The 23,120-nt window shown below is 71.5% G+C and carries 19 protein-coding genes; 15 read left to right on the forward strand and 4 right to left on the reverse strand.

Annotation, left to right across the window (positions count from 1 at the left end):
• Positions 1–231: 231 nt before the first annotated feature.
• Complete coding sequence (locus tag E1285_RS29715) at positions 232–2,118, reverse strand: glycoside hydrolase family 15 protein (protein ID WP_243723134.1); 1,887 nt, start codon at positions 2,116–2,118, stop codon at positions 232–234.
• 334 nt (positions 2,119–2,452) lie between these two features.
• On the opposite strand from E1285_RS29715, the gene ppdK reads away from it, so the two are divergent.
• The 6 genes from ppdK (at position 2,453) to E1285_RS29745 (ending at position 10,580) form a co-directional block, all read left to right on the forward strand.
• The gene (gene ppdK / locus E1285_RS29720; protein WP_132157872.1) at positions 2,453–5,155 is read left to right on the forward strand and encodes a pyruvate, phosphate dikinase; all 2,703 of its coding nucleotides are present in this window, start codon (positions 2,453–2,455) and stop codon (positions 5,153–5,155) included.
• A 128-nt stretch (positions 5,156–5,283) separates the two neighbouring features.
• Complete coding sequence (locus tag E1285_RS29725; protein WP_132157873.1) at positions 5,284–6,057, forward strand: YdcF family protein; 774 nt, start codon at positions 5,284–5,286, stop codon at positions 6,055–6,057.
• A gap of 79 nt (positions 6,058–6,136) precedes the next feature.
• Complete coding sequence (locus E1285_RS29730) at positions 6,137–7,420, forward strand: deoxyguanosinetriphosphate triphosphohydrolase (protein WP_132157874.1); 1,284 nt, start codon at positions 6,137–6,139, stop codon at positions 7,418–7,420.
• A gap of 125 nt (positions 7,421–7,545) precedes the next feature.
• On the forward strand, positions 7,546–8,772 hold the full coding sequence (locus E1285_RS29735) for an FAD-dependent oxidoreductase (RefSeq protein ID WP_207946921.1): 1,227 nt from the start codon (positions 7,546–7,548) through the stop codon (positions 8,770–8,772).
• Positions 8,773–8,844: 72 nt separating this feature from the next.
• Complete coding sequence (locus E1285_RS29740; protein ID WP_132157876.1) at positions 8,845–10,047, forward strand: MFS transporter; 1,203 nt, start codon at positions 8,845–8,847, stop codon at positions 10,045–10,047.
• A gap of 80 nt (positions 10,048–10,127) precedes the next feature.
• Complete coding sequence (locus tag E1285_RS29745; protein WP_243723135.1) at positions 10,128–10,580, forward strand: GtrA family protein; 453 nt, start codon at positions 10,128–10,130, stop codon at positions 10,578–10,580.
• A gap of 19 nt (positions 10,581–10,599) precedes the next feature.
• On the opposite strand, the gene E1285_RS29750 is transcribed toward E1285_RS29745, so the two are convergent.
• A complete protein-coding gene (locus E1285_RS29750) occupies positions 10,600–11,469 on the reverse strand; it encodes an LLM class F420-dependent oxidoreductase (protein WP_132157878.1) in 870 nt (289 codons plus the stop codon).
• Positions 11,470–11,600: 131 nt separating this feature from the next.
• Between E1285_RS29750 and E1285_RS29755 the strand changes: the two genes are divergently transcribed.
• A complete protein-coding gene (locus E1285_RS29755; protein ID WP_132157879.1) occupies positions 11,601–11,978 on the forward strand; it encodes a MerR family transcriptional regulator in 378 nt (125 codons plus the stop codon).
• A gap of 15 nt (positions 11,979–11,993) precedes the next feature.
• Here E1285_RS29755 and E1285_RS29760 read toward each other — a convergent pair whose 3' ends face one another.
• Entirely contained in the window at positions 11,994–13,268 is a 1,275-nt protein-coding gene (locus E1285_RS29760; RefSeq protein WP_132157880.1) for an ATP-binding cassette domain-containing protein, read from the reverse strand.
• 237 nt (positions 13,269–13,505) lie between these two features.
• On the opposite strand from E1285_RS29760, the gene dnaG reads away from it, so the two are divergent.
• The 3 genes from dnaG (at position 13,506) to E1285_RS29775 (ending at position 17,334) form a co-directional block, all read left to right on the forward strand.
• Positions 13,506–15,443, forward strand: coding sequence for a DNA primase (gene dnaG / locus E1285_RS29765; protein WP_132157881.1), 1,938 nt, complete (start codon positions 13,506–13,508; stop codon positions 15,441–15,443).
• A 71-nt stretch (positions 15,444–15,514) separates the two neighbouring features.
• Positions 15,515–16,660: an RNA polymerase sigma factor RpoD gene (rpoD, locus tag E1285_RS29770; RefSeq protein ID WP_132157890.1), complete on the forward strand. Its 1,146-nt coding sequence runs from the start codon at positions 15,515–15,517 to the stop codon at positions 16,658–16,660.
• A 194-nt stretch (positions 16,661–16,854) separates the two neighbouring features.
• Positions 16,855–17,334, forward strand: a complete 480-nt coding sequence (locus tag E1285_RS29775) for a heavy metal-binding domain-containing protein (protein WP_132157882.1) — start codon at positions 16,855–16,857, stop codon at positions 17,332–17,334.
• A 23-nt stretch (positions 17,335–17,357) separates the two neighbouring features.
• On the opposite strand, the gene E1285_RS29780 is transcribed toward E1285_RS29775, so the two are convergent.
• On the reverse strand, positions 17,358–18,602 hold the full coding sequence (locus tag E1285_RS29780; protein ID WP_132157883.1) for a molecular chaperone DnaJ: 1,245 nt from the start codon (positions 18,600–18,602) through the stop codon (positions 17,358–17,360).
• Positions 18,603–18,776: 174 nt separating this feature from the next.
• Here E1285_RS29780 and E1285_RS29785 point away from each other — a divergent pair, with 174 nt between their 5' ends.
• The 5 genes from E1285_RS29785 to E1285_RS29805 all read left to right on the forward strand — a co-directional run.
• The gene (locus E1285_RS29785) at positions 18,777–19,352 is read left to right on the forward strand and encodes a TerD family protein (RefSeq protein ID WP_132157884.1); all 576 of its coding nucleotides are present in this window, start codon (positions 18,777–18,779) and stop codon (positions 19,350–19,352) included.
• 122 nt (positions 19,353–19,474) lie between these two features.
• On the forward strand, positions 19,475–20,053 hold the full coding sequence (locus tag E1285_RS29790; protein ID WP_132157885.1) for a TerD family protein: 579 nt from the start codon (positions 19,475–19,477) through the stop codon (positions 20,051–20,053).
• A 60-nt stretch (positions 20,054–20,113) separates the two neighbouring features.
• Entirely contained in the window at positions 20,114–21,280 is a 1,167-nt protein-coding gene (locus E1285_RS29795; protein WP_132157886.1) for a DUF475 domain-containing protein, read from the forward strand.
• 42 nt (positions 21,281–21,322) lie between these two features.
• The gene (locus E1285_RS29800) at positions 21,323–21,901 is read left to right on the forward strand and encodes a TerD family protein (RefSeq protein WP_132157887.1); all 579 of its coding nucleotides are present in this window, start codon (positions 21,323–21,325) and stop codon (positions 21,899–21,901) included.
• A 65-nt stretch (positions 21,902–21,966) separates the two neighbouring features.
• A partial coding sequence (locus tag E1285_RS29805) for an HpcH/HpaI aldolase/citrate lyase family protein (protein ID WP_132157888.1) occupies positions 21,967–23,120 on the forward strand: 1,154 nt, incomplete at its 3' end.

Raw genomic sequence — 23,120 nt, forward strand, 5'->3', positions numbered from 1 at the left:
TCCGGAGGTCCGGTGGGCACCGGGCCGGGGGAAGGAGCGTCCTCGGCCGGGCGCGGCGGGCCGGGCGGAGCCCACTCGCCGGGCGGTTCGGGCTCGTTGTCAGCAGGAGGTGGCGTGCTCACAGCCGAACGGTAAGCCGGAAATCTCGGCGAAAGGGGCATTTCCGACAGTCGTCGCCGAGTTGTGATGACGGACGCCGTGGCCGGGCGCGCGGCCCGGCCACGGCGAGGGTCACGCCAGGGGCGGCTGGGGCTCGTCGTTCTCGGCCCTGATCACCTGCATGACCGCGTTGATCAGCGCGAGGTGGGTGAAGGCCTGCGGGAAGTTGCCGAGATGGCGGCCGGTGTGCGGGTCGATCTCCTCCGAGTACAGCTGCAGCGGGCTGGCATAGGACAGCAGCTTCTCGCACAGGGCCCGCGCCCGGTCCAGCTCCCCGATCATCACCAGCGTGCTGACCAGCCAGAACGAGCAGATCGTGAACGTGCCCTCCTCCGTCTCGAAGCCGTCGTCGGTCTCCGAGGGCCGGTACCGCAGGACGAGGTCGTCCTCCGACAGCTCGTCGGCGATGGCCAGGACGGTCTCCCGGACGCGCTTGTCGTCGGCGGGCAGGAAGCCGAGCATCGGGATGAGCAGGGCCGAGGCGTCCAGCGCCGGCGCGCCGTAGTGCGCCGTGAAGACGCCGCGCTCGTCCAGCGCGTTCGCCAGCACGTCGGCGTGGATCTCGTCGGCGGCCGCCTGCCAGCGCCGGGCCCGGTCCTGGTCGCCGCGGATGCGGGCGAGTCGGGCGCCGCGGTCCGCCGCGACCCAGCAGAAGATCTTGGACGAGGTGAAGTGCTGCGGCTCCCCGCGCACCTCCCACATGCCGCAGTCGGGGGTCCGCCAGTTGGCGAGGGCGTCCTCCACCTGCTTGATGATGATCTTCCAGAGCCGGTCGTCGAGCCGGTCCCGCTTGCGCACGAACAGGTAGATGGAGCCGATGATCGCGCCCCACACGTCGTGCTGCGCCTGCATGTACGCCTCGTTGCCGATGCGGACGGGACGGGCGTTGTCGTAGCCGGTGAGGTGGTCGAGCGTGGACTCGGGCAGCTCCTCGCGCCCGTCCAGCCCGTACATGATCTGCAGCTTGCCCTCGGCGGCCTCGGCGACGTCGGTGATGAAGTAGAAGAAGTCGTTGGCCTCCCAGTCGTAGCCGAGCGTGTAGAACGCCCACAGCGCCATCGTGGAGTCGCGGATCCAGGTGTAGCGGTAGTCCCAGTTCCGGTCGCCGCCCGGCGTCTCCGGCAGCGACGTCGTCGCCGCGGCCGCCACCGCGCCGGACGGCGCGAACGTCAGGCCCTTGAGCGTGAGCGCGCTGCGCTGCAGGTGGCCGCGCCACGGGTGGTCGGGGAAGCGGCCCCGGTCCAGCCAGTGCTGCCAGTGGTGGACGGTCCAGACGAGCCGCTCGTGCGCCTGCTCGTAGGACGACGGCGCCGCGTGCTCGCTCCACGACAGCGCCACGAACCGGGACTCGCCCTGCTTCAGCAGCGTCCGGGACGTCGCGAGCGACCCCTCGAACCCGACGTTCATGTCGGTGCTGAGCCGCAGCCCGACGCCGTTGCCGCGCGCGAGGGCCTCGTGGTACCCGGCTCCGGTGTGCTCCCAGCGGGCGGGCGTCTGCCCGTAGTCGAACACCGGCATGCAGTCGAGCCTGACCTGGACCTGCCCGTTCACGCACCGCACCATCCGCAGCAGGACGTGGTCGGCGTCGTAGTCCGTCGGGGCCCTGCGGTGCGTGTGGGACCGTTCCGTCTCGTGGTGCCACGGCCCCATCAGCAGCGCGTCCGTCACCACGAGCCAGCCGCCGTGCACCCACCAGGTGGTCTCCATCACCATGGTGCCGGGGATGTAGCGCTGCGCGGCGGGCACCTCGACCCCCGCCGGGCCGACCCGGAAGTACCCCGCGTCGCGGTCCAGGATCGAACCGAACACGCTCGGCGAGTCCATCCTCGGCAGGCACATCCACTCGATGTTGCCGCTCGGTGCGACCAGCGCGGTCGTCTCGCAGTCGGACAGGAACCCGAAATCGGCTATTGGGGCGAACGGGTCTCCCGCCCGGCCGCCGGCGACCTTCGGCCTCACAACCTCACCTCCTTGATCCATCATTCCCTCTCCCGTGGCATGGGTACGCCAATGTGTGCGAGCCGTCCCCCCGGACGCTCCGTCCGGGCCGGGCGCCGCGCGCCGGCCGGTGTCGCCCTCGGATGATCCCCAATGGAATAGACCACTATCTGGCCTCTGGCCTGGGGAAACGCCCCTTGGCGCACCGGGCGCCGAGCAAGGCCGGGCTGCGCGGGTACAGTCCCGGCAAACAGGGCAGCGGACCCGACGCGGCCTGCGGGAACGCGATGCCGCGCTCCGCCGCGGCGGGCCCGGGACTGCCACTGGGTGGAACCGGAGCGAGAAGGAGCTCCCCGTGCCGAAGTTCGTGTACGACTTCACTGAGGGAAACAAGGACCTCAAAGATCTGCTGGGCGGCAAGGGCGCCAACCTGGCCGAGATGACCAACCTCGGACTGCCCGTGCCTCCCGGGTTCACGATCACCGCGGAGGCCTGCCGGTACTACCTCGAGCACGGGAACCTGCCCGAGGGGCTGGCGGACGAGGTGAACGCGCACCTGGCCGGCCTCGAGTCCGAGATGGGCAAGAAGCTCGGCCAGAGCGACGATCCGCTGCTGGTCAGCGTGCGCTCCGGCGCCAAGTTCAGCATGCCCGGAATGATGGAGACCGTCCTCAACGTCGGACTCAACGACGAGTCCGTGCACGGTCTCGCCGCGCAAGCGGGGGACGAGCGGTTCGCCTGGGACTCCTACCGCCGGCTGATCCAGATGTTCGGCAAGACCGTCCTGGACATCGACGGCGACCTGTTCGAGGACGCCGTCGAGGACGTCAAGCGCGCCCGGGGCAGCGACGACGACGTCGACCTCACCGCGGGGGACTTCGAGGAACTGGTCGGCCGCTTCAAGGTCATCGTCCGGGAACAGGCGGGACGGGACTTCCCGACCGACCCGCGCGAGCAGATGGACCTGGCCGTGGCGGCGGTGTTCGACTCCTGGAACGCGCCCCGCGCGGTCCTGTACCGCCGCCAGGAGCGCATCCCCGTCGACCTGGGCACCGCCGTCAACATCTGCTCGATGGTGTTCGGCAACATGGGCATGGACTCCGGGACGGGCGTCGCGTTCACCCGCGACCCCGCGTCCGGCCAGCAGGGCGTCTACGGCGACTACCTGCAGAACGCCCAGGGCGAGGACGTCGTCGCCGGCATCCGCAACACCGTCCCGCTGAAGGACCTGGAGCAGCTCGACAAGGCGTCCTACGACCGGCTTCTCGAGATCATGGAGACGCTGGAGAACCACTACCGCGACATGTGCGACATCGAGTTCACGATCGAGCGCGGGAAGCTGTGGATGCTGCAGACGCGGGTCGGCAAGCGGACCGCCGCGGCGGCGTTCCGCATCGCCTGCCAGCTCCTCGACCAGGGGCTCATCGACGTGGACGAGGCCGCCCGCCGGGTCACCGGCGACCAGCTCGCCCAGCTGATGTTCCCCCGCTTCGCCAGCCGGGTCGAGGGGGTCCAGAAGCTGACCAAGGGCATGAACGCCTCGCCCGGCGCGGCCGTCGGCAAGGTCGTGTTCAACACCGAGCGGGCCGTGGAACTCGCCGGGCGCGGTGAGGACGTGATCCTCGTCCGCCGCGAGACCAACCCCGACGACCTCGCCGGCATGGTCGCCGCCAAGGGCGTCCTGACGTCCCGGGGCGGCAAGACCTCGCACGCCGCCGTCGTGGCCCGCGGCATGGGCAAGACCTGCGTCTGCGGAGCCGAGGAACTGGACGTCGACGTCAAGGCCGGGAACTTCACCGCACCCGGTGGCGTGACGGTCGTCGAAGGCGACGTCATCTCCATCGACGGGACGTCCGGGGAGGTGTACCTCGGCGAGGTACCCGTCGAGGACTCGCCCGTCGTCCAGTACTTCGAAGCGGAGCTGTCGGTCGAGGAGGGCGGCGACCTGGTCAAGGCCGTCGACCGCATCATGAGGCACGCCGACTCGCGGGCGGCGCTGAAGGTCCGCGCCAACTCCGACAACCCCGAGGACTCCGCGCGGGCGCGCCGGTTCGGCGCCGCCGGCATCGGGCTGTGCCGCACCGAGCACATGTTCCTCGGCGACCGGCGGCAGCTCATCGAGAAGCTCGTCCTCGCCGGGGACGGCACCGAGCGGCAGGCCGCGCTGGACGCCCTGGAGCCGCTGCAGAAGAGCGACTTCGAGGGCATCTTCGAGGCCATGGACGGACTGCCGGTCACGATCCGGCTGATCGACCCGCCGCTGCACGAATTCCTCCCCGACATCACCGAGCTGTCGGTCAGGGTCGCGCTCGCGGGTGACGGCGCCGACGCGAAGGACCGGAGACTGCTCGAAGCAGTCAACCGACTGCACGAGCAGAACCCTATGCTGGGCCTGCGCGGAGTGCGGCTCGGTTTGGTGATTCCGGGCCTGTTCGGCATGCAGGTGCGCGCGATCGCCGAGGCCGCGGCGGCGCGGCGCGGCGCGGGCGGCGACCCGCGTCCGGAGATCATGATCCCGCTCGTCGGGGCCGTCCAGGAACTGGAGGCCGTCCGCGACGAGGCCCGCGCCATCCTGGACGACGTCAAGGAGGCCACCGGGATCGACGTCCCCGCGCTGATCGGCACCATGATCGAGCTGCCGAGGGCCGCGATGACCGCGGGGCAGATCGCCGAGGCCGCCGAGTTCTTCTCCTTCGGGACCAACGACCTCACGCAGACCACGTGGGGCTTCTCCCGCGACGACGTCGAGGCGGCGTTCTTCGGCCGCTACCTGGAGCTGGGGATCTTCGGGGTGTCGCCGTTCGAGACCCTGGACCGCGACGGCGTCGGCCGGCTCGTCCGCATCGCCGCCGAGGAGGGCCGCAAGGCGCGGCCCGGCATCAAGCTCGGCATCTGCGGCGAGCACGGGGGCGACCCCGACTCGGTGCACTTCTGCCACGAGGTCGGCCTCGACTACGTGTCCTGCTCGCCGTTCCGCATCCCGGTCGCCCGGCTGGAGGCCGGCCGCGCCGCGATCGAGGCGGCGGGCGGCTCGTCGGGGAGCGGCGACAGCCGATGATCCGTCCCGGCGCCCGGTCCCCCGCAGCCGGCTCGCGGGGGACCGGCCGCCGGCCGGCCGGGAGGCGGCACGCCGGATCCGCGAACATCCCACGCCCGGCGGACCATCTAACTAACGTGTCCGAAGCGATGACGTTGGAAGTGGAAGTGCCGGAGTCCGAGACCGGGGACCGCGGGGCGGACGGGCCCGCGGATCGGCCGCGCAAGCGGCGCAAGAGGTCGCCGTGGGTCAGGATCCCGCTGTGGGTCGTGCTCGGGCTGCTCGCGGTCGCCGTCCTGACGCCCCTCACCGTCGGGGCGCGGGTCTGGCACCAGGCGCGCCAGGACGAGCGGCCCCGCTCCGACGCGATCATCGTCCTGGGCGCCGCGCAGTACAACGGGAGGCCGTCGCCGACGCTGCAGTGGCGGCTCCAGCACGCCCTCGACCTCTACCGGGAGGGCGTCGCACCCGCCATCGTCACCGTCGGCGGCAAGGCCCCCGGCGACAACTACACCGAGGCGGGCGCCGGCCGCACCTGGCTGATCGAGAAGGGCGGGGTGCCCGCCGCCGAGGTCTTCGCGGTGCCCGTCGGGCGCGACACTCTCGGGAGCATGGAGGCCCTCGGCAAGGAGTTCGACCGGCACCAGTGGTCGTCCGGCGTGATCGTCACCGACCCGTGGCACGGGCTGCGCTCGAAGAAGATGGCCGAGGACAACGGCATCGAGGCGGCGGCCTCGCCGACCCGCAGCGGCCCGAGCGTCCAGACCCGCGAGACCCAGCTCCAGTACATCGCCAGGGAGACGGGCGGGTACCTGTCGTACGTGCTGCTGGGCAAGAGCGTGCAGGTGCCGGACGAGACCATCAGGCGCATCAACATCGACCCGTCCCGGTCGCCGTCGTCCGATCCGCAGCCGACCCGCTGACGCCGGGCCCCCCGCTCCGGCGCGACCCGCCCCGGAGGTCAACGGAACGTCATCGCGCCCGCATACCCTGGACAGGGACATGACGAGCAACTTCATTCACGGCGGCTCCGGCCGTTACACCGCCCGCGACGGGCGGCGCTGGGCTCCCGAGCCCGCCAAGCGGCGCGACCGGACGGCGTTCGAACGCGACCGCGCCCGCGTCCTGCACAGCGCGGCCCTGCGGCGGCTGGCCGCCAAGACGCAGGTCGCCTCGCCGGGCGCGGACGCCGGCGCCGACACCGTGCAGAGCCTGCGCACCCGGCTGACCCACTCGCTCGAATGCGCCCAGGTCGGCCGCGAGCTGGGCAAGTCCCTCGGCTGCGACCCCGACCTGGTCGAGACGGCGTGCCTGGCCCACGACATCGGCCACCCGCCGTTCGGGCACAACGGCGAATCCGCGCTGGACGTCGTCGCCCGCGACTGCGGAGGGTTCGAGGGGAACGCGCAGAGCCTGCGCATCCTGACCCGGCTGGAACCCAAGTCGTTCGCGGCCGGCGGCCCGCCGCTGCACGGGCGCAGCGTCGGCCTCAACCTGACCCGCGCCGCACTGGACGCCTCGATGAAGTACCCCTGGACGCAGGCGGAGGCGGTCAACGGGAAGTTCGGCGTGTACCCGGACGACGTGGACGTCGCGGCCTGGGTCCGCGACGGCGTCGAACCCGGCCGCACCTGCTTCGAGGCCCAGGTCATGGACTGGAGCGACGACGTCGCCTACTCCGTCCACGATCTGGAGGACGCGCTGGTCGCCGGGCACATCGACTTCGCCCGCCTCGCCGATCCCGCCGAGCGCCGCCTGGTCGCCGCCACCGCGATCAAGCTGTACTGCCCCGGCGGCGAACTGGCCGAGCTGGAGGAGCGCTTCACCACGCTGCTCGCCGAGCCGTACTGGCCCGACCGGTACGACGGGACGCCGCGCAGCCTGGCCGCCCTCAAGAACCTCACCAGCACCCTGATCGGGCGGTTCTGCATGGCCGCCGAGTCCGCCACCCGCGAGGCCTACGGCGACCGCCCGCTGACCCGGTACGCGGCGGAGCTGATCGTCCCGCGCGCGCAGCGGCTGGAGAACGCCCTGCTCAAGGGCATCACCGCGCACTACGTGTGGATCAGTCACGAGGAGGTCAGGGCCCGGCAGCGGACGCTCATCACCGAGCTGGCCGAGATGATGCTGGCCGGTGCGCCCGGCACCCTCGAACCCGGTTTCCGCGCGGCGTTCGAGGACGCCGGCGACGACGCGGGCAGGCTCCGCGCCGTGATCGACCAGATCGCCTCGCTGACCGACGTTTCCGCGATGGCCCGGCACCGCCTGCTGGAGGGCGGTTCCTGACCGCCACCGGCGGATTTCCGGGCCGATCACAGGGTGGGATATGCCTCGACGCGCCCGACGGTGACCCTTGTCTCCCTACAGGCCGCGCTGTAGGGATGGCTACAGGTCAACTACAGGAGGTCGCCATGCCCGAGGAGACGTTCGTCATCGCCGGCGCCAGCCTGGCGGGTGCCAAGGCGGCGGAGACGCTCCGCGAGGAGGGCTTCGCGGGCAGAGTGCTGCTGATCGGGGACGAGATCGAGCGGCCGTACGAGCGGCCTCCGCTGTCCAAGGGGTTCCTGCTGGACAGGGAGCCGCGTGAGAAGGCCCACGTCCACGAGGCGGACTGGTACGACAAGCACGACGTGGAACTGCGGCTCGGCGCCTCCGTCGCCGCCATCGACCGGGACGCGCACGAGGTGCGCCTGTCCACGAGGGAGCCCATCGGGTACAGCAGGCTGCTGCTGGCGACGGGCGCGTCCCCGCGGCGGCTCGAGGTGCCGGGGTCGAAGCTGCAGGGCATCCACTACCTGCGGACGATGGGCGACTCGGCGGCGCTGAAGCAGGCCCTCGCGCACGGCGGGCGCCGGGTCGTGGTGGCCGGGGCGGGCTGGATCGGGCTGGAGACGGCGGCGGCCGCCCGTACGCACGGCAACGACGTGACGGTCATCGAGCCGGAGCCGACGCCGCTGCACGCCGCCCTGGGTCCCGAGCTCGGCGGGATGTTCGGCGACCTGCACCGCGAGCACGGCGTCGACCTGCGGCTCGACCAGGGCGTCGCCGGCTTCTGGGGGGCCGGGCAGGTGTCGGCGGTCGTCACCTCCGGCGGCGCCGAGGTGCCCGCGGACGTCGTGGTCGTCGGCATCGGGGTCCGGCCCAACACCGCGATCGCCGAGCAGGCCGGGCTGGAGGTCTCCGACGGGATCCTGGTCGACCAGTCGCTGCGCACGTCGGACCCCGACATCTTCGCGGCGGGGGACGTCGCCAACGCCTACAACCCGCTGCTCGGCCGCCGCCTCCGCGTGGAGCACTGGGCGAACGCGCTGAACGGCGGGCCGGCCGCCGCCCGCGCCATGCTCGGGCAGGACGTCGTCTACGACCGCGTCCCGTACTTCTTCAGCGACCAGTACGACCTCGGCATGGAGATGTCGGGCGTCTCGTCGCCGGGGGAGTACGACGAGGTCGTGTACCGCGGGGACGTCGCGTCCCGGGAGTTCCTCGCCTTCTGGCTGTCCGGCGGCCGGGTGGTCGGCGGGATGAACGTCAACGTGTGGGACGTCACCGGGGACGTCCAGGCCCTGATCCGCTCCGGGAGCGAGGTGGACACCGCCCGCCTCGCCGATCCCGGGGTCCCCCTGGCCGGCCTGGCCTGACGCGCGGTGCGGCGGTGACCGGCCGCCGGGCGGCGGTGCCGTACGGCCTGTCAGCCACGTACTGTCTGCCGAGTGGTGACGGACAAGATCGCGACGCTGGGCCGGGCACGTATCGCCGTCACGGTGGCGTTCGTCGCGCACGGCCTGCTCTCCGCGGCCTGGGTCGTCCGCATCCCGCAGATCAAGGAGCACCTCGGGCTGAGCGAGGGCTCGATGGGCGTCGCCCTGCTCGGCGCGCCCGTCGGCGTCGTGATCGCCGTGCGTTTCGCGGGACGGATCATCGCGAGCCGGGGCAGCCGGGCGACGACGATCGCCGCCGGGATCGCCTGCGCGGTGTCGCTGGTCCCGCTCGGGCTCGCCTGGAACCTCGGTGCGCTGACCGCGGCGCTGCTGCTGCTCGGCGCCTCGCTCGGGCTGATGGACGTGGCGATGAACGCCCAGGGGGTGGCCGTGGAACGCGGCTACGGGCGGCCGCTGATGTCCGGCCTGCACGGCGCGTACAGCATCGGGACGCTGGCGGCCGCGCTGATCGGCTCGTGGGCGGCGCACGCGGGCGTGCCCGTCCCGCTGCACCTGGCGGTGGCGGCCGTGGCGCTGGCGGCGCTGACGGCGGCCGGCTGCCGTGGCCTGCTGGACCGTTCGGCCGACGCCGTCCCCGGACCTCCGGAGCCGCCGGCGCCGGGGGAGCGGGCGCCGGGGGAGCGGGCGCCCGCCGCCGCGCCGTCGTCCCGGTGGCTGCTGGTCATGCTCGGGGTCATCGGGCTGTGCTCCTTCGTGGGCGAGGGCGCCATGGCCGACTGGAGCGCGGTCTACCTGCGGGAGGACCTCGGCACGGGGCCCGGCTTCGCCGGCCTCGGCTACGCCGGATGCGCGGTGGCGATGACGATCGGCCGGTTCGCGGGGGACAGGGTGGTCGCGCGGTTCGGTCCCGTGCCGGTGCTGCGGGCCGGGTCGCTGACCGCCGCGCTCGGCCTCGGCCTCGGGCTCGCCGCCGGCCACCCGGCCGCGGCGGTGTGCGGCTTCACGGTCTTCGGCCTCGGCGTGGCGGTCGTGGCGCCCGTCACGTTCAGCGCGGCCGGAAACGTCCCCGGCGTCCCCGCCGCGCACGGGATCTCCCGGGTCACCGGGGTGGGGTACCTCGGGCTGCTCGGCGGCCCGCCCGTCATCGGGTTCGTCGCGCAGGGCGTGGGGCTCGGGTGGGCGCTGGCCGTCCCCGTCGGTCTGGTCGGCCTGATCGTCCTGCTGGCGCCCGCGACCGCCGCGGCGGAGAGTTGAGCGGGACGCTGTTGATCTTTTGCCCGGGTCGGCCCATTCGTATATGTCCTAGTCAGGTAAGGTCTGGGCGAGTGAGCACCATGCAGCGGTCAAGACCGGCCAAAACGGTTGAAACCGCCCCGACCTACCGGACGTTCCTGAGCGAGCTCCTCAGCTTCGGCTTCGTCGGGGTCGTCGGCACGCTCATCATGATCTTCGGCGCCAACCTGATGCGCGCGTGGCTCGGCGGCAGCCCCATCACCAGCGTCGCCATCCCGACCGTGGTGTCCACGCTGGCCTCCTACGGGCTCAACCGGTTCTGGGTGTTCCGTCACCGCGACAGCGACGGCTCCGGCCGCGAGGTCGCGGTCTTCTTCGCGCTGAACGGCGTCGGGCTGCTCATCACGATGCTGTGCACCGGCTTCACCTACTACGCGCTCGGGCTGCACGGCGGAGTCGGCTTCAACGCCGGGCTGCTGGCGGGCGTCGTGTTCGGCGCCGGGTTCCGCTACTGGTCGTACAAGAAGTGGATTTTCACCCCGTCGGCCGCCTGAGGCCCCGGGCGCCCGGCGCTCAACGTCCCGCCGGGACGATCTTCCCGGTCTGGGCCAGCGCCTCGCCGAGGACGCCCGCCAGGTCCTGCCCGGAGCCCTGGGAGAAGATCGCGTGGTCGACGCCGCTCTCCGCTAGACGCCCGATGGTGTCCACGGCCTCGCCCACCGACGGCGTACCGCTGAAGTAGCCGAGCGAGGTCTTCTCGATCTCGGCGAAGTCGCGCCCCTCCCGCTCGCAGTGCCCGCGCAGCACGTCCAGCTTGTGGTGCAGTTCGTCGCCGTCGAAGAGGTTGCAGGCGTCGGCGTACCTGGCGACCAGCCGCAGCGTCTTCTTCTCCCCGCCCCCGCCGATCAGGATCGGCGGATGCGGCCTCGTCAGCGCGGGCGGCGAGTTCAGCGGCCGCTCCAGCGAGTAGTGCCCGCCCCGGAACGCCGACTCGTCGCCCTTCCACATCCGGTGGGCGATCTCCAGCGTCTCCTCCAGCCGCTCGAACCGCTCCGCCACCGGCGGGAACGGGGCGCCGAGCCCACGCGCCTCCTCCTCGTACCAGGCGGCCCCGATGCCCAGCCAGGCGCGTCCGCCCGACAGCACGTCCAGCGTGGTCACGGTCTTGAGCAGGATGCCCGGATGCCGGTAGGTGACGCCGGTGACCATCGTGCCGAGCGTGATCCGCTCGGTCAGCGCGGCGGCGTACGCGAGCGCGGAGTAGCCCTCCAGCATCGGGTCCTCCGGGGGACCCACCATGGCGATCTGGAAGAAGTGGTCCATCACCCAGAGCGAATGCAGTCCCGCCTGATCGGCCTCCCGGGCGACACGGCCGAAGGCCGGGCCGATCTGCTCGGGGCCGCCGGGGAAGGTGAAACTGGGAACCTGGAGACCGACGCGCATGATGTTTCCTTCTCGTCCTCGTCCTCGTCCGCGGGGCTTACCCCCGCAGGCGTCCCCCACTCTGCGGCCTGGAGCGCGCTCCGGGTCAAACCGTTGACCTGGAGTGCGCTCCAGGTGGGATCCTGAAGGACGTGAGCGCCTACTCTCCCGCCCAGACCGCAGAGCAGAGCGGCTTCAGCATCGACACGCTGCGCTACTACGAGAAGATCGGGCTGCTTCCCGGCATCGCGCGCAACGCGTCGGGGCGGCGCGTGTTCAGCGACGACGACCTGCGATGGCTCGGGATGCTGCGGTGCCTGCGCGAGACCGGCATGCCGATCGCCGAGATGCTGCGGTACACCGAACTGGCCCGCGGCGGGACCGGGACGGTCGCGGAGCGGCTCGCGCTGCTGCAGGACCACGACCGCCGGGTGGAGGAGCAGATCGCCAGGCTGCGCGAGCAGCAGGAGCACATCCAGTGGAAGATCCGCCTCTACAGCGGCGAGGTCCGCGAGGGACTCCCCGCCTGACGCCCGGCGCCGGCCCTACCGGTGGACGGGCGTGACGCGGCGGCCGTCGGCGCCGAAGAACAGGACGCGGCTCAGGTCGGCCCGCAGCGCGACGTGGTCGCCGCGGCTCGGGCGGTTGCCCGGCGCGATGCGGAACACCAGGTCGGAGCGGCGATGGTGGCCGGCGTGCTCCTCGACCGGCTCGTCGTGGAGGTGCGGCCCGCCGAACAGCGTCCGCAGCCGGTCGCGCACGCCGGGACGTCCGGGCTCGCGGGTCTCGGGCGGCTCCGGCCGTCCCACCTCGGTCGCGTCGATCGTGGGGATGCCCGCCTCGGCGTAGGCGAGCCACTCGTGCCCGTGGAACTCCATCGTGCGGATCCGGCCGGACAGGACGGTGCCGTGCGGAGCCGGCGAGCCCGGCGCGATCGGCATCAGCGTGTCCGGGCGGATGCCGACGATCACGGACCGGCCGTGCCGGCTGATCAGCGACGACGCCCGGGGATCGTTCCACGGGACGCTCAGCCGCTGCGAGCCGAAGTCGAGCAGCAGCCCCTCGCCTTCGACGGCCCAGAGGGTGGCGTGCAGCAGGTTGATCGGCGGTGAGCTGAGGAACGCGGCCACGAACACCGTCGCCGGGTCCTCGTAGATCTGCTCGGGGGTCCCGACGTCCTCCAGCAGCCCTTCGCGCAGCACCGCCATCCGGTCGGCCATCGTCATGGCCTCGACCTGGTCGTGCGTGACGTAGACGGTCGTGGTCCCCGTCGAGCGCACCAGCGCGGTGATCTCGATGCGCAGTTCGGTGCGCAGGCCCGCGTCCAGGCTCGACAGCGGCTCGTCCATCAGGAACAGCGACGGCTCGCGGATCAGCGCCCGCCCGATCGCCGCCCGCTGCCGCTGGCCGCCCGACAGCGTCCCGGGCAGCCGGTCGATCATGGAGTTGATGCCGAGCGCGCGCGCCAGCTCGACGACCTTGGCGCCGGCCTCGGCGCGGTCGTCGCCCGACACCTCCAGCGGGAACATCATGTTGCCCTTGACCGTGCGGTGCGGGTAGAGGGCGCCCTCCTGGAACACCATGGCCACGTTCCGCTCGCGGGGCGTCAGCTCGTTGGCGACGGACCCGTTCAGCCACAGGTCGCCGGTGGTGATCTCCTCCAGCCCGGCGATCATCCGCAGGATGGTGGACTTGCCGCAGCCCGACGGCCCGAGCAGCACGAACAGCTCACCCTCGGCGATCCGCAGGCGGAGGTCGCGGACGGCGATCTGCCCGCCGGGGTACACCTTGTCGACGCCGTCGAGCACAACATCCGTCATCGGGTCCGCCTGGTGTGAGCGAAATCTCGGTCCGTCATCACATCGTGCGACGGCGCGGGTTGTCCAGAGTGATTCCGGTGCTACCGGCCCCCGGTCCGGCCGAGTCCGGCCATGGCCCCCGGAGCCGCGTCACCGCCGGAGGGCCCGGCCTGTGGCACCCGCGGCCGGCGGGCATGGCGCGGACCGGTTCCGGCGTAGTGCGCCGGATGTCGGGGCACCGCCGTAGACTCCTTCGTCGTGGCAGGCCGGATTCGCAATGAGGACATCGCGCTGGTGCGGGAGCGCTCGTCTATCGCCGACGTGATCGGTGAGTACCTGCAACTCCGCAACGCGGGCGGAGACAATCTGAAGGGCCTGTGCCCGTTCCACGAGGAGAAGTCGCCCTCGTTCAACGTGACGGCCTCGCGCGGGCTGTACTTCTGCTTCGGCTGCGAGGCGGGCGGCGACGTCATCAAGTTCGTCCAGGAGATGGAGCACCTGTCGTTCTCCGAGGCGGTGGAGCGTCTCGCGGCCCAGGCCGGGATCCAGCTGCGCTACGAGGAAGGCGGCGGACGCGGCCCCCGGCAGGACGGCGGGCAGCGCGCACGGCTCGTCGAGGCGCACAAGGCGGCCGCCGAGTACTACACCGGGCGGCTGAGCTCGGACGAAGGCGCGATCGCCCGCACGTTCCTGTCCGAGCGCGGCTTCGAGATGTCCGACGCCGCCCGCTTCGGCGTCGGGTTCGCGCCCCGCGAGTGGGAGGGCCTCGTCAGGCACCTGCGCGGACGCGGCTTCGCCGACCGCGACATCATCGCCGGGGGTCTCGCCAAGGAGGGGCGGCGCGGCCCCATGGACCGCTTCCGCGGCCGGCTGATGTGGCCGATCCGCGACCTGAGCGGCGACGTCATCGGGTTCGGCGCCCGCAGGCTCTACGAGGACGACGACGGCCCCAAGTACCTGAACACGCCCGAGTCGCCGCTCTTCCACAAGGGTTCGGTGCTGTACGGGGCCGACCTGGCGAAGAAGGAGATCGCGCGGCGGCGGCAGGCCGTGGTGGTCGAGGGCTACACCGACGTGATGGCCTGCCACCTGGCGGGGGTCCCGACGGCGATCGCGACGTGCGGGACGGCGTTCGGCGACGACCACATCAAGGTGCTGCGCCGGCTGCTGATGGACCAGGACGAGTTCCGCGGCGAGGTGATCTTCACCTTCGACGGCGACGCGGCCGGGCAGAAGGCGGCGCTGCGCGCGTTCGAGGGCGAGCAGAAGTTCGTCACGCAGACGTTCGTGGCCGTCCAGCAGGACGGGCTCGACCCGTGCGACCTGCGGGTCAGGCACGGCGACGCGGCGGTGCGCGACCTGGTCGCCTCCCGGCTGCCGCTGTTCGAGTTCAAGGTCCGCAGCGCGATCGAGCAGCACGACCTCGACACGGTCGAGGGCCGGCTGGCCGCGCTGGACGCCGCGGCGCCGGTCGTCGCGTCCATCAAGGACCGCTCGCTGCGGCACGGGTACACGGTCAGCCTCGACCGCTGGCTCGGCCTCATGGACGAGCAGTTCGTGCTGCGCCGCGTCCGTGAGCTGTCGGCCCGGCGGAACAGCCGCGCCCACGGCGGCGGCGGACGCGCGGGCGACGGCGGCAACGGCCGGGCCGGGAACGGGCGGGGCGGGAACGGGCGGGGCGAGGGCGCCCCCGCGGCGCCCGAGCGTCCGGCGTTCGATCCGAACGATCCCGAGGTGCAGCGGGAGCGGGAGCTGCTGAAGCTGGCCGTCCAGCGCCCGGCGCTGCTCGGGCCGGTGTTCGACGAGGTCCCGGCCGAGGCGTTCATCGCGCCGCCGCACGCCGCGGTCCGCGTGGTCATCGCGGCGGCGGGCGGCGTCACGGCCGCGGGCACCGTCACCGAATGGGTCGCCCACCTGCTGGAACGCGCACCGAACGACCAGGTCAGAGAGCTGATCACCAGATTCGGCGTGGAGCCGTCCCGGTCCGCCCAGGAATCGGATGACCGTTATGCCATCGAGCTGCTTGCCCGGATACAGGAACGCCAGCTCACACGCATGATCGCCGATGCGAAATCTAAACTCGGGCGGCTGAATCCGGTCGAGGCTCCCGAGGAGTACCAGCGCCTCTTCGGCGATCTTGTCGCGCTTGAGCAGCAGCGACGGGTGTTGCGCGAGCGAGGGCTTGGGTCACAGTAAGTGAAGGGACCGCAAAATAGGTCCTGTGATCTTGGCCCGGTTTGACGCAGACTGTCTGCGTGGGCCCTTCGGTGCTGCCAAGCGAGGCGCCATCGGTTGATCAGGTGGCGGACCTCGTCGCACGTGGCAGAGAGCGCGGCGGTGTGACCGTCGAGGACGTCGCTGCCGCGCTCGATCGCTCGGACTTGCCGGACGACTCCCTGGAAAGGGTCGTCCGGATGCTCGCAGAGCAGGGGGTGGAGGTCCTCGAGTCTCAGCAGGAGACCGAGGACGTCGCGCGAGTGGACGAGGGTGACCTCGGCAAGCGGGCGCCGACGAGCGACCTGGTTCGGATCTACCTGAGAGAGATCGGTCGCGTACCGCTTCTCACGGCAGAAGATGAAGTAGAACTCGCGAAATCGATCGAGGCGGGACTGTTCGCCGAGGAGAAGATGGCGCGTACCGCCGTCCTCGCCCGCGGTGAGCTCCTCGACCTCGAACTGCTCTCCCGCGAGGGTGCGCGGGCGAAGCAACGCCTGATCGAGGCCAACCTGAGGCTGGTTGTCTCGATCGCGAAACGCTACGTGGGACGGGGAATGCTCTTCCTCGACCTGATTCAGGAGGGAAATCTCGGACTCATCCGTGCGGTCGAGAAATTCGACTACACCAAGGGGTTCAAGTTCTCGACCTACGCCACCTGGTGGATCCGGCAAGCGATCACCCGGGCGATCGCCGACCAGGCCCGGACGATCCGCATCCCGGTGCACATGGTCGAGACGATCAACAAGCTGGTCCGGGTGCAGCGGCAGATGCACCAGGACCTCGGCCGCGAACCCGCCCCCGAGGAGATCGGCCTGGAGATGGGCCTGTCGCCCGTCCGGGTCATCGAGATCCAGCGGATCGCGCAGGAACCGGTATCGCTGCAGTCGCCGATCGGCGAGGAGGACTCCGATCTCGGCGACTTCATCGAGGACGCGGACGCCGTCGTGCCGATCGAGGCCGCGGCGTTCATCCTTCTGCAGGACCAGCTGGAGGACATCCTGGGCACGCTGTCGGAACGGGAGCAGCGCATCATCCAGCTGCGCTTCGGCCTGACCGACGGCCACCCGCGCACCCTGGAGGAGGTCGGCCGGGAGTTCGGCGTGACCAGGGAACGGATCCGCCAGATCGAGTCGAAGACCCTGGCGAAACTCCGCCACCCGTCACGCGCCCAGATGCTGAAGGAGTATCTCGACTGACCGTCCTCCAGCCCCCACCCACCGCCTATCAAAGGACGAGCTTCGCTCGACCGCCCTTCCGGCCGCGCCGCCGGGAGGGCGGTCGCCTGCGGACGGCCGTGGGGCCGGACTCCGCGGGAGCCGGACTCCGCGGGTCCGTGCCTTCTGCCCGCGTTCCGTCGCAATCGTCCGAGCCGTCATCTACCGTTGTGGGCATGCTGATCGTGACGACTGACGGCGTGGCGGGGTTTGACATCAGGAGTGTGCTGGGGGAGGCCTCGGGCTCGGCCGTCCAGGCCGACCAGGGTGCCGCGCCGCAACCCGGGCACGGCGGGAGCAGCGCCACGTTCCGGGTGACGGGGGAGCAGCCGGCCGCGGGCCTGGCCGCCGCCCGCCGTGAGGCCGTGGACCGGCTCCGCGAGGAGGCGCGCCGCATGGGCGCGAACACGGTGGTCGGCATGCGCTACGACACCGCCGCGGTCGGCGGCGGCCTGGAGGTCTGCGCCTACGGGACGGCCGTCTGGGCGGAGCCGTCCCAGGCCCGCGAGCAGGCCCCCCACCAGCAGCCGCAACCCCACCAGCAGCCGCAACCCCAGAAGCAGCCCCCCGTCCCGCCCTACGGCGAACCGCAGCAGGGCGGTCCCCCGATGGTCGCCCGCAACCTGACGATGGGCATCCACGACAGAAGGGCTTGATCGCGGCCGGATGGGGCTCGGGGCTATCGCTGGGCCCTTTCGGCTCGGATCCGGGTCACCACGTCGCCGGCGGCGGTTTTGATGGAGTCGAGTTCCTGCAGGTACGCCCAGTAGTCCGGGTTGGCGCCGGTGAGGCGCGCCGGTGCGTTCTCCAGCCGCTCGACGAGCGAGTCGAGCACGCGGGCGTGCTGAGGGGCGGCGCCGCCCGGCTGGGCCATGGCGAGCCGCTGGGCGTCCCGGACGGCGAACCGGACGCTCTCCGCCGGTGCCGACGGGTCGGCGGCGACGGCCTTCAGCTCCTCGACCCGCCCGGTGACCTGGCCGGCCCGGCGGTCGGCGGCGTTCAGCTCGGTGCGGGCGGCGGTGAGCGCCTGCTGCGCCTGCTTCCACTCGGCGCGGGAGGTGTGCGCGGACGCCTCGTTCAGCCGCTCGCGCGCCCGGTTCGCGCCCGCCTCGATCGACTCCGGCGCGCCCCTCAGGTCCTGCCAGCACGCCTGCGAGTAGCCGCGCAGCAGGACCCGCATCGCCTCCTTCACGGGCCCCACGCGGTTCGCGACGACGTCCACCCGGGTCCGGACCGAGGCGAGCGAGTTGCGGACCTTCTGGGCCATCTGCGGCAGCTCGGCGGCGGCCTCCCGCGCCCGCTCGGCGATCTCGTGGACCTCGTCGGCCTTGCGCATCGCCCCGTCCAGCCCGAACCCGCCGAGCCCCTGCGAGCCGAGCTGGGCCAGGATCTGCTTGGCCCGGGCCACCTCCGCCTCCGGGTCGGAGGCGTCCATCCCGGCCTCCCTCGCGGCGGCCACGGCGGCGTCGGCGGCGGCGACGGCGTCGCGGGCGGCCGTCAGCCGGGGCGGAAGCTGGTCGAGGGCGGACTCGAGCCTGGCCATGCGGCCGGAGAGGCGCTCGGCGAACCCGTTCAGGTTCCGGGTGATGTGCTGCAGCCGTTCGGTGCTCGCCACGAACGCGCGCCGGGCGGCGTCGTATTCGGCGGGTGACCGGTCCTGGTCATCGACGTCGTGCGCGTCCAGGACGGAGATGTAGGCGTGGGCGGCGGCGTCCGCGGACTCGGCCAGCCCGGTGAACTCGCGCCGGACGGGCTCGGCGGCCTTGGCGTCAAGGTCCTCGAACACGGTCACGCGGCCGTCGATGAACTTCTGCGCCTGGTCCATGTCGTAGAAGGCGGTCGATGCCGCCTCCTTCGCCTCGATGGCGCCGGCCGCCGGGTGTGGACCTCGGCCCCGGCGCCGCTGGTCGCCCGCTCCCCGCAACGCAGCCTCCCTTCGTCCCTGCCCAGTCTGGCGCAGATGGACCGGATTTCGCGCGGTGGGCGCGGGTCTCGTCTGATGAGTCCGCCTGGGATGGAACGGATAGCATCGCTGCAACGTCGATAAGTCTGGGCGCCGGACCGGTGTCCGATACCTCATGCGATCTTGGAGGCCCCCGTGGGTGTCAGTCTCAGCAAGGGCGGCAACGTCTCCCTCACCAAGCAGGCGCCCGGCCTGACCGCGGTGACCGTCGGTCTCGGCTGGGATCTGCGCACGACCACGGGCACCGACTTCGACCTCGACGCCTCCGCCATGGTCCTGGACGCCTCCGGCAAGATCATCACGGATCAGCACTTCGTGTTCTTCAACAACCTCCGCACGCCGGACGGCGCGGTCGCGCACAGCGGCGACAACACCACCGGCGCCGGCGAGGGCGACGACGAGCAGCTCCAGGTCAACTTCGGCGCGATGCCGGCCACGGCCGAGCGGGTGGCCTTCGCGGTGTCGATCTACGAGGGCGACGGCCGCGGCCAGAACTTCGGGCAGGTCCGCAACGCCTACATCCGCGTGCTCAACCAGGGCGACGGCTCGGAGATGGCGCGCTACGACCTGAGCGAGGACGCCTCCATGGAGACCGCGATGGTCTTCGGGGAGCTGTACCGCTCCGGGGAGGAGTGGAAGTTCCGGGCGGTCGGCCAGGGATACGCCTCCGGCCTCGCCGGCATCGCCGCGGACTTCGGCGTCAACCTCTGACGGCCCGCGGCGAAATCGGCCGCCGGGCGGATCGGTCGCCGGATGACCGGTCACGGCGGACGCCGGTCTCAGTAGGATCCTCAGCCAGGGATCAGGCTTCTTAGGGAAGGGAGTGGCCCGATATGGGAGTTTCACTCGCCAAGGGCGGCAACGTCTCACTGACGAAGGCCGCGCCCAACCTCACCGCGGTCACCGTCGGCCTCGGCTGGGACGTCCGCGCCACCACGGGCGCCGACTTCGACCTGGACGCGTCCGCGCTGATGCTCGGCGGGACCGGCAAGGTCATGTCCGACCAGCACTTCGTGTTCTTCAACAACCTGAAGAGCCCGGACGGCTCGGTCGAGCACACCGGCGACAACCTGACCGGTGAGGGCGAGGGCGACGACGAGTCCATCAACGTCACGCTCACCGGGGTGCCGCCGGAGTGCGACCGCATCGTGTTCCCGGTCTCGATCTACGACGCCGACAACCGGCAGCAGAGCTTCGGGCAGGTGCGCAACGCGTTCATCCGGATCGTCAACATGAACGACGGCAACGAGCTCGCGCGCTTCGACCTCACCGAGGACGCCTCCACCGAGACGGCCATGGTGTTCGGCGAGCTGTACCGCCACAACGGTGAATGGAAGTTCAGGGCCGTCGGCCAGGGGTACGCCTCCGGGCTGGCGGGCATCGCGATGGACTTCGGCGTGAACGTCGGCTAGTGCCGGCCTCCCCGCGTCCCGGCCGCCACGCCCGGCCACCTGACTAGCAGAAATACGCGCATGATTCTTCGCACCTTCGGCTGGTCCTTCGGCATCACGGCCGTCGGCCTGGTCCTCGCCCTGCTCTACGGCGGGCCCAGCGTGCTGGCCCTGGTCGCCGTGCTCTCCATCCTCGAGATCTCGCTGTCGTTCGACAACGCCGTGGTCAACGCCAAGGTGCTCGATCGGATGAGCCCCTTCTGGCAGAAGATCTTCCTGACGATCGGCATCGCGATCGCGGTGTTCGGCATGCGGCTGGTCTTCCCGCTGCTGATCGTGGGGGTCACCGCCCAGCTGGGCCCGATCGAGGCGTTCGACCTCGCGTTGAACGACGAGGAGCGCTACCACCATCTGATGGAGGACGCCTACCCGACGATCGCGGCGTTCGGCGGCATGTTCCTGATGATGCTGTTCCTGAACTTCGTGTTCGAGGAGCGGGCCGAGAAGTGGCTCCCGTGGCTGGAGAAGCCGCTGGCCCGGATCGGCCGGCTGGACCAGCTCGCGGTGGTGGTCGCGGGCGGTGCGCTGGCGTTCGTGTCGTGGCTGGCCGCCGACGACCCCGGCACCGTCATGATCGCGGGCGTCCTCGGCATGATCACCTACATCCTGGTCAACGGGCTCGGCGAGCTGTTCTCCGAGGCGGCCGACGTGGGCGACGGCGACGAGGACGAAGAGACGGGCGAGGGCGGCGAAGAACCCTCGCGGAAGTCCGCGGAGGACGAGCTGCGGGCTCGCGCGCAGGGGCGCGGGCCGAACGGGCTTGCACTGGCCACCGGCAAGGCCGGGTTCTTCCTGTTCCTCTACCTGGAGGTGCTGGACGCCTCGTTCAGCTTCGACGGCGTCATCGGCGCGTTCGCGATCAGCACCGACCCGATCATCATCGCGCTGGGCCTCGGCATCGGCGCCATGTACATCCGGTCGCTGACCGTGTTCCTCGTCCGCAAGGGCACGCTGCACGAGTACGTGTACCTGGAGCACGGCGCGCACTGGGCGATCGGCGCCCTGGCGACCTGCATGCTGATCAGCATCGGCAGCCACGTCCCCGAGTGGATCACCGGCGGGCTCGGCGCCGGCCTGATCATCGCGGCGTTCGCCAGTTCCATCCTCCGCAACCGCGGCCGGGACGAGGACCCCCCGGAGGCGCCGTCCGGCGAGGACGGCAAGCAGCTTCACTCCAGCAAAGTCTGACCTTTCACCCGCGGAAGCATCGATCACCGAAGGAGCCGAACGATGTCCATCTCGCTGCAGAAGGGCCAGAAGGTCTCACTGGCCAAGCCCGGCGGAGGAACGCTCACCAGGGTCAAGATGGGCCTCGGCTGGGACGCCGTCACCAAGAAGGGCCTGTTCGGGAAGACCAAGACCCAGAACATCGACCTGGACGCGTCCTGCCTGCTGTTCGACGGCAGCGGGAACCTCGCCGACCAGGTGTGGTTCCGGCAGCTGCGCAGCAAGGACGGATCCGTCCAGCACACCGGCGACAACCTGACCGGGGAGGGCGAGGGCGACGACGAGGTCATCAACGTCGACCTGCAGAGCATCCCGTCCAACGTCACCCAGATGGTGTTCACGGTGAACTCCTTCACCGGCCAGGACTTCTCGCAGATCGAGAACGCCTTCTGCCGGCTGGTGGACGAGAGCACCGGGCAGGAGATCGCGCGCTACGACCTGAGCGGCGCCGGGCAGCACAACGCGCAGATCATGGCGAAGGTGGCGCGGGACGGCGACGGCTGGTCGATGACGGCGATCGGCGCGACCGCGACGGGCCGCACGTTCCAGCATCTGCTGCCCGCCGTGTCGGCGCACCTGTGACCCCGGGCCCCGGCCCGGTCGTCCGGTGCCCGTTCTCATGACACGGCGCGTCTGACGGGGCGTCCATGCGCCATTTCGACCACATCGACGCCGCGCGCCGCAAGCACCTGTTCTACCGGCATCCACGGCCGTTCGACCGGCATGACGATCCGGAGGTGCTGGCCGTGGCGCTCGGGGCCACGCTGTACAGCCCCGCCACCCGGCCCGCCCTCGCCGGCGACGTCGGGGCGGCCGGGCGCCGCGGCGTGCTGAGCATGGTGCTGTGCCTGGAGGACGCGATCGGCGACGACGAGGTCGCGGCGGCCGAGTCGAACCTGGTGGCGCAGCTGCGGGCGCTGCACGCGGACGTGGACGGGCACGGCGTCGAGGTGCCGCTGCTGTTCGTCCGCGTGCGCGACCCCGGCCAGATCGGCGACCTGGTCGGCCGGCTCGGCGACGCCGCCGCGCTGGTCACCGGGTTCGTGCTGCCCAAGTTCACGGCGGCGGCGGGCGGGGCGTTCCTCGACGCGATCGAGGAGGCGGCCGCCGGCAGCGGGCAGCGGTTACTGGCGATGCCGGTGATCGAGAGCCCGGAGGCGGTGTACGCCGAGTCCCGGGCGGAGACGCTGCACGAAGTGGCGCGGCTGCTCGCCAAGCACCGGTCGAAGATCCTCGCCGTCCGGATCGGCGCGACCGACATGTCCGCCGCGTACGGGCTGCGCCGCCCGCCGGACCTGACGATCTACGACATCCGGCCGGTCGCGGGCGTGATCTGCGACGTGGTCAACATCCTCGGCCGCGCGGACGGCACCGGCCATGTGGTGACCGGGCCGGTGTGGGAGTACTTCTCGGCGGGCGAGCGGATGTTCAAGCCGCAGCTGCGGCAGTCGCCGTTCGACGCGCAGCGGGCGGCGCCGCTGCGGCAGCGGCTGATCACGTCGGATCTGGACGGGCTGATCCGCGAGGTGCACCTGGACAAGGCGAACGGCCTCATGGGCAAGACCGTGATCCATCCGAGCCATGTGGCGGCCGTGCACGCCCTGTCGGTGGTGACGCACGAGGAGTACTGCGACGCGGCCGACATCCTCGGCGTCGCCGGGGGAGGGGCGATGGCCAGCTCGTACGCCAACAAGATGAACGAGGCCAAGCCGCACCGCGCCTGGGCGGAGCGGCTGATGCTGCGCGCCCGGGTGTTCGGCGTGGCGGCGCAGGACGTCACGTTCGTCGAGCTGCTGGAAGC

It is taken from the genome of Actinomadura sp. 7K507 (assembly GCF_004348425.1).
GTDB lineage: Bacteria > Actinomycetota > Actinomycetes > Streptosporangiales > Streptosporangiaceae > Spirillospora.

Bases quoted from the DNA above. Each gene is read 5' to 3' on its own strand.
- E1285_RS29725 (WP_132157873.1), top strand. From the start codon at position 5,284: ATGACGTTGGAAGTGGAAGTGCCGGAGTCCGAGACCGGGGACCGCGGG.
- E1285_RS29730 (WP_132157874.1), top strand. From the start codon at position 6,137: ATGACGAGCAACTTCATTCACGGCGGCTCCGGCCGTTACACCGCCCGC.
- E1285_RS29735 (WP_207946921.1), top strand. From the start codon at position 7,546: ATGCCCGAGGAGACGTTCGTCATCGCCGGCGCCAGCCTGGCGGGTGCC.
- E1285_RS29745 (WP_243723135.1), top strand. From the start codon at position 10,128: ATGCAGCGGTCAAGACCGGCCAAAACGGTTGAAACCGCCCCGACCTAC.
- E1285_RS29750 (WP_132157878.1), bottom strand. From the start codon at position 11,469: ATGCGCGTCGGTCTCCAGGTTCCCAGTTTCACCTTCCCCGGCGGCCCC.
- E1285_RS29760 (WP_132157880.1), bottom strand. From the start codon at position 13,268: ATGACGGATGTTGTGCTCGACGGCGTCGACAAGGTGTACCCCGGCGGG.
- E1285_RS29775 (WP_132157882.1), top strand. From the start codon at position 16,855: ATGCTGATCGTGACGACTGACGGCGTGGCGGGGTTTGACATCAGGAGT.
- E1285_RS29790 (WP_132157885.1), top strand. From the start codon at position 19,475: ATGGGAGTTTCACTCGCCAAGGGCGGCAACGTCTCACTGACGAAGGCC.
- E1285_RS29795 (WP_132157886.1), top strand. From the start codon at position 20,114: ATGATTCTTCGCACCTTCGGCTGGTCCTTCGGCATCACGGCCGTCGGC.
- E1285_RS29800 (WP_132157887.1), top strand. From the start codon at position 21,323: ATGTCCATCTCGCTGCAGAAGGGCCAGAAGGTCTCACTGGCCAAGCCC.